Annotated in this window: 7 protein-coding genes; 4 read left to right on the plus strand and 3 right to left on the minus strand. The window is 68.0% G+C overall.

Annotated features, from left to right (window positions below):
• Positions 1 to 182: 182 nt before the first annotated feature.
• Positions 183 to 1,379 carry an acetyl-CoA C-acyltransferase gene (locus JOY90_RS31560; RefSeq protein ID WP_291695006.1) on the minus strand — a complete coding sequence of 399 codons (1,197 nt, stop codon included), beginning with the start codon at positions 1,377 to 1,379 and terminating at the stop codon, positions 183 to 185.
• A gap of 124 nt (positions 1,380 to 1,503) precedes the next feature.
• Entirely contained in the window at positions 1,504 to 1,950 is a 447-nt protein-coding gene (locus JOY90_RS31565; RefSeq protein WP_291695007.1) for a hypothetical protein, read from the minus strand.
• An 83-nt stretch (positions 1,951 to 2,033) separates the two neighbouring features.
• Between JOY90_RS31565 and JOY90_RS31570 the strand changes: the two genes are divergently transcribed.
• The 3 genes from JOY90_RS31570 to JOY90_RS31580 are packed head-to-tail and all read left to right on the plus strand — an operon-like array spanning position 2,034 to position 4,757.
• Complete coding sequence (locus JOY90_RS31570; RefSeq protein WP_291695008.1) at positions 2,034 to 2,819, plus strand: ATP12 family chaperone protein; 786 nt, start codon at positions 2,034 to 2,036, stop codon at positions 2,817 to 2,819.
• A gap of 34 nt (positions 2,820 to 2,853) precedes the next feature.
• Positions 2,854 to 4,485: a flagellar hook-length control protein FliK gene (locus JOY90_RS31575; RefSeq protein WP_291695009.1), complete on the plus strand. Its 1,632-nt coding sequence runs from the start codon at positions 2,854 to 2,856 to the stop codon at positions 4,483 to 4,485.
• The gene (locus JOY90_RS31580) at positions 4,482 to 4,757 is read left to right on the plus strand and encodes an EscU/YscU/HrcU family type III secretion system export apparatus switch protein (RefSeq protein ID WP_291695010.1); all 276 of its coding nucleotides are present in this window, start codon (positions 4,482 to 4,484) and stop codon (positions 4,755 to 4,757) included. Before JOY90_RS31575 ends, JOY90_RS31580 begins: the two co-directional genes overlap by 4 nt.
• Before the next feature lie 10 nt (positions 4,758 to 4,767).
• Here JOY90_RS31580 and JOY90_RS31585 read toward each other — a convergent pair whose 3' ends face one another.
• Positions 4,768 to 5,175, minus strand: a complete 408-nt coding sequence (locus tag JOY90_RS31585; protein ID WP_291695011.1) for a DUF4260 domain-containing protein — start codon at positions 5,173 to 5,175, stop codon at positions 4,768 to 4,770.
• Between the two features lie 132 nt (positions 5,176 to 5,307).
• On the opposite strand from JOY90_RS31585, the gene JOY90_RS31590 reads away from it, so the two are divergent.
• A partial coding sequence (locus JOY90_RS31590) for a carboxyl transferase domain-containing protein (RefSeq protein WP_291695012.1) occupies positions 5,308 to 5,744 on the plus strand: 437 nt, incomplete at its 3' end.

Below are 5,744 nucleotides of genomic sequence, written 5' to 3' on the forward strand. Positions count from 1 at the left end.
CACCCCGACCATCACCCAGCCATAGTGGATATTGCGGCGGGCGAGCGCCGACGCGAGCCAGTTCGAGATCATGACACCTCAGGAAGTTCAGATTGAAGACAGGTGAACCGCACGAGCCCGCCACCCTGCCACACCGAAGCCAAGGCAGAAATGGCGGACTTCCCTCATTTTCGGACGTCTGGTCAGTGAGCGACGCGTTCTACCGCAATCGCGGTGGCCTCGCCGCCGCCGATGCAGAGCGCGGCGATACCGCGCTTGAGATTCTGCGCCTCGAGCGCGTGCAAGAGCGTAACGATCAACCGCGCGCCGGTCGCGCCGATCGGATGGCCGAGCGCGCAGGCGCCGCCATTGATGTTGAGCTTCTCCCTGGGGATGCCGAGGTCCTTCTGCGCCGCCATCGCGACCACGGCGAAAGCCTCGTTGATCTCGAACAGATCGACATCACCGACGCTCCAGCCGACCTTGTCGAGCAGCTTGCGGATCGCCGGGATCGGTGCGGTGGTGAACCATTGCGGCTCCTGGCTGTGGGTGGCGTGGCCCTTGATCTCGGCGAGCACGGGCAGGCCGTCGCGATCGGCCAGCGAGCGCTTGCCGAGAACCAGCGCTGCCGCGCCGTCGGCATTGGCCGAGGAAGCCGCCGGCGTGATCGTGCCATTGGCCCGGAATGCCGGCTTGAGCGCGGGGATTTTCGCCGGATCGACCTTTAGCGGATGCTCATCATTGGCGATGATGCGGGGACCTGCCTTCTCGGTCAGCGTGATCGGCGCGATCTCCGCCTTGAAGGCGCCGCCCTCGACCGCCTTGCGTGCCCGCGTCAGCGTTTCGACGGCATAGACGTCCTGGTCCCTGCGCGTGAACTGATAGGCTTCGGCGGTCGCCTCGCCGAAATCGCCCATCGAGCGGCCGGTCTCGTAGGCATCCTCGAGGCCGTCCAGTATCATGTGGTCGAGGATGCGGTCGTGCCCGGCGCGATAGCCGCCCCGCGCCTTGGCGAGCAAATAGGGCGCGTTGCTCATGCTCTCCATGCCGCCGGAGACGACGATCTCCGCCGAGCCGGCGCGGATGATGTCATGCCCCAGCATGGTCGCCTTCATGCCGGAGCCGCAGACCTTGTTGACGGTGGTGGCGCCGGTCGCGTCCGGCAGGCCGGCGCCGCGGGCGGCCTGGCGGGCCGGGGCCTGGCCCTGTCCGGCCGGCAGCACGTTGCCCATGAAGACCTCGTCGATCCGCTCAGGGGCGAGCTTCGCCCGCGTCAGCGCCGCCGAGATCACGTGCGCCCCGAGCTTGTGGGCGCTCAGCGGCGTAAGCTCCCCCATGAAGCGGCCGAGCGGCGTGCGGGCGGCGGACAGGATGACGACGGGATCGAAGGTGGCGGCCATGGCGAGCTCCCAGAATGATCTCGGCAGATTTCACATGACGGACATCATATGATGCAGTGCGGGAATTGCAACGCCCGCGTTCCATGACAAAATGTCGTGGGTTGCATGATCCGATCAGGCGAAATCAATTCCTGAACTGGTCGAGAAACATCCGAAGCGAATCGTGCGGGCTCTCGACGTCCGTGATCACCCAGCCGTCGGGATAGCGCGCCAGGATGAAGTTCAGCGTCACCGCGCGGCCGCCATTGTCGAAGGTCACGGCGACATAGGTCTTGTCGAACTGCCGGCGCAGGATCGACATCGAGATCGCGCCGAGACGCCAGCTCTGGCTCTGCACCAGGAAGTCGTAGGGCTCGCTGCGTGGCGCGGTCCAGGCCGCCACCAGGCTCGGCTCGAAGAACTGCCTCGCGACTGCCTTGTCGTGTGGGAGCCCCTTCGACAATTCCGGCGCGCCGTTGCCGTAATAGGCATAGACATTGCGGACCAGCGATTCCGGCGAGCGGAAGCCGGCTTCGGCCGGCGTCGCGCCGAGACAGGCAATCAGGAAAGGTATCGCTGCCAGGTTCCGCACCGCGAGGGGCTCGCTTTGACCGGCCTCCCCATATCACATCCACGAAGCTTGAATGATGCGACGAACCGAAGCAAATCTACCCCATGCGTGAACTATTCGACGAGATGGCGGGCCAGTCCCCGCTCGATCCGCAGGAGGCGGCGCGGCGGTCCGCGCGCACGCCCCGGCGCAAGCGATTCTATGTCGCGGCCGGCGTCGCCGAGGCCGATGGCGGCTTTGCGGTCACGCTCGACGGCAAGCCGATCCGGACACCTTCGGGCCGCATCGTCACGCTGCCGAGCCGTGAGCTGGCGGAGGCCGCGGCGGCGGAATGGGCGGCGCAGCGGGAGACGATCGATCCGCTGACCATGCCGTTGACGCGGTTTGCCAACAGCGTGGTTGAGGCCGTGGTCGATCGCACCGGGCAGGTCCGCGACGACGTCGCCAAATACCTCGCCTCCGATCTTCTGTTCTATCGCGCCGGACATCCCGCGGCGCTGGTCGCGCGCGAGACCGAGCATTGGGATCCGGTGCTGGCCTGGGCCAGGGACGCGCTCGGCGCGCATTTCATCCTGTCCGAAGGCATCCGGCATGTCGGCCAGCCGGAGGGCGCCGTGGCCGCCGCGCGTGGGGCGCTGCCCGATGATCCCTGGCTGGTCGCGGCCGCCCATGTGGTGACCACGCTCACCGGCTCGGCGTTGCTGGCGCTCGCGCTGCTGCATGGCGTGCGCGACGCCGAGCAGGTCTGGCGCGCCGCCCATGTCGACGAGGACTGGAACGCCGAGCAATGGGGGGAGGACGAGGAGGCGACGAGCCGGCGCGCCGCGCGGCGGATCGATTTCGACGCCGCCAGCCATATCCTCGCGGCGCTGAAGGGGCGCGCGGGTTAACGGCAGGTTTACGGCGCTAGGGTAGGCTCCAGCGATGGCGCTGACAGTCAACCCGAGCCTTCCGATCATCCCCGCGCAGGGCGTGGGCGGCGCTGCCTCCGGCCTCGTGCTGCAGCCTGGGGCGGTGGTCAGTGCCGAGGTTCTGAAGGTCGCCGACAACCTGGTGCAGATCGCGATCGCCAATCTCTCGATCGACGTGCTTTCCGAAATTCCCTTGCAGGTGGGCCAGCAACTGCAGCTTGCGGTGTCGCAGACGCCGACCGGCTTTCGCCTGGCGGTGGTGGGGCAGGGCGCCGGCGCCGCGACGGCTGATACGGCAGGCCTCGCTACGAGCCTTTCGGCGAATACGGCAGCCAACGTTGCGAGCGCAATCGTGCCCGACAACGACCCGCTGACACCGCCCCAGCGGGTCGCGATCTCGGCCGCCTCTGAAGACGCCGCGGCCCATCAGCAGAGCCTCGCGCCGCTGTTTGCCGATCTGAATGCCGTGGCCGCCTCCGACCGCTTGCCGCAGCCGTTGCAACGAGCGGTGCTCCAGGTGCTGGCGCAGCAGACACCGCTCGATGCCGGCCTCACCGGCGGCGACATCCAGAACGCGTTCCAGAGATCCGGCCTGCTGCTGGAGGCTTCCCTGGCCTCGGGCTCGGCGCTGCCCTCGACCGGTGTTCCCGATCTCAAGGCGGCCTTGATCGTCCTGCGTCAGGCATTGCTGGCAACCGTCGCGGCCGGTGAAGATTCGCCGGCGCCATCGGTCGCCACCTTGACGCCTGCGAGCAGTAGCAGGCCCGCGGTCGCCGCGGCTTCGCCCGTGCTGGCGCCGACGTTGGCGGTGGAGGACGCGCTTTCCGACGCGGTGTCGCCGCAGCCGCGTTCCCCGCTCGCCGGGCAGGATGCACCGACCAATCCTGGCGCACTCCTGCTCAACGAGGCGCTATCGAATACCGAGCCGAAGGCCGCGACCACGGGCGCGGTGCTGACCCTGATGCAGGAGGCGTTGCAGCGGCTCCCGCGCGTGCCCGGCAACGTCGCGACGCTCACCGTGGCGCTGCCGGACGGCCGCAGCGCGGAGACGGCCGTGCATACGACCACGCCGCCACCACCGCTGCGCGGCGGCCTGCCGGTGGCGCAGCCGATCGAGCTTTCCGCGCTGCCGCCCGACGCGCCGCTTGGCACCATCGTGCATCGCCTGCTCGACGACACCGACGCCGCGCTGGCGCGCCAGACCCTGCTGCAGGTCGCATCCTTGCCGGATCGCGCCGATCCGGCCATGCCCAACCCAGCCGACGCGAACGCGCCGCGCTGGAATTTCGAGATTCCGTTCGCGACGGCGCAAGGCACCGCGATGGCGCAATTCGAGATCTCGCGCGACGGCGGAGGCGGCAACGAGCTGAAGGCCGCGAAACAAGTGTGGCGGGCGCGGTTCTCGCTCGATGTCGAGCCGGCCGGTCCCGTGCATGCGCTGATCACCTTGAGCGGCGAGCGCACCTCGGTGCGGATGTGGGCGGAGCGGCCGGCGACGGCGGCACAGCTTCGCGCCGGCGCATCTGAGCTCAGCCAGGCGCTGAGCGCGGCCGCGCTCCAACCTGGCGACATCGTGATCCGCGACGGCATGCCGCCGCAGCCGGCGCCCACCCGGGCCGGCCACTTCCTGGACCGCGCGCTGTGAGCGGTGACAACAAGACCCAGCTCGCGGTCGCGCTGCATTACGACCGCAGCCGCAAGGGCGGCGCCCCGACCGTGGTCGCCAAGGGCAAGGGCGCGATCGGCGCCAAGATCATCGAGGTCGCGAAAGCCCACGACGTGCCGATCGAGGAGAATGAGGTGCTCGCCGGGGCGCTCTCCAATGTCGAACTCGGCGAGGAAATTCCGGAGGAGCTCTACAAGGCGGTCGCCGAGGTGCTGGTGTTCGTGATGCGGCTGTCGGGCCGGCTTCGCTGAGGCAGGTTCCTCAAGTCGAATTCCAGCCGATGCGGCCGAGATGGGTGAAGGCGAAGCCGGTCGCGTATTTCAGCCCGTAGCCGAGCGCGCGATCGAGACCGACATGCGCGAGCCAGATGATGCCGATCGCGCGCAACAGCGGCATGCCATGCGCATGCCCGAACGCAGCGAACATGATCGGCCCGATCGTCGAATGCGCGATGTTGTAGACCACGCCGCCGATGCGGGGACCGGCCGCATAGGCGGCAAAGCTGATGTCCGGCAGCAGGAACAACAGCGCGAACAGCGACCACGAGCCGCCGACGGTCTCATAGGCCACCAGCATGGTCGAGAACAGCACGAGGCCCTCGACCCGAAGCAGATTCCTGACGCCGCCGGCAGCCATGCCGGTGCCGTCGCCTAGGATAATTTCGCGCATGGGCAGCGTCCTCGCTGGTCGGTGTCTGGGCGCCTTCCCGGGCGCCAATGGCCGCCGAAGGCGCTTTCCGGCTCGAAAATGGCCTGTTAGAAGCCTGAGGATTTGGCAGAGATCAAGGACGGACCAAGGCTGATGAAGGACATCCTGGATACCCTCGAGGACCGGCGCGCCAGCGCCAAGCTCGGCGGCGGCGAGAAGCGGATCGAGGCCCAGCATGCCCGCGGCAAATTGACCGCCCGCGAGCGCATCGAGCTCCTGCTCGACAAGGGCTCGTTCGAGGAGTTCGACATGTTCGTCGAGCACCGCTCGACCGAGTTCGGCATGGAGAAGACCAAAGTGCCGGGCGACGGCGTCGTCACCGGCTGGGGCACCGTGAACGGCCGCAAGACGTTCGTCTTTGCCAAGGACTTTACGGTGTTCGGCGGCTCGCTGTCCGAGACGCATGCGCTGAAGATCACAAAGCTCCAGGACATGGCGATGAAGGCGAGGGCGCCGATCATCGGGCTCTATGATGCCGGCGGCGCGCGCATCCAGGAGGGCGTCGCCGCGCTGGCAGGCTATTCCTACGT

The organism is Bradyrhizobium sp. (assembly GCF_019242285.1).
GTDB lineage: Bacteria > Pseudomonadota > Alphaproteobacteria > Rhizobiales > Xanthobacteraceae > Bradyrhizobium.

Excerpts from the sequence above, each read along its gene's own strand:
- JOY90_RS31585 (WP_291695011.1), bottom strand. The coding sequence starts at position 5,175 with ATGCGCGAAATTATCCTAGGCGACGGCACCGGCATGGCTGCCGGCGGC.
- JOY90_RS31575 (WP_291695009.1), top strand. The coding sequence starts at position 2,854 with ATGGCGCTGACAGTCAACCCGAGCCTTCCGATCATCCCCGCGCAGGGC.
- JOY90_RS31570 (WP_291695008.1), top strand. The coding sequence starts at position 2,034 with ATGCGTGAACTATTCGACGAGATGGCGGGCCAGTCCCCGCTCGATCCG.
- JOY90_RS31560 (WP_291695006.1), bottom strand. The coding sequence starts at position 1,379 with ATGGCCGCCACCTTCGATCCCGTCGTCATCCTGTCCGCCGCCCGCACG.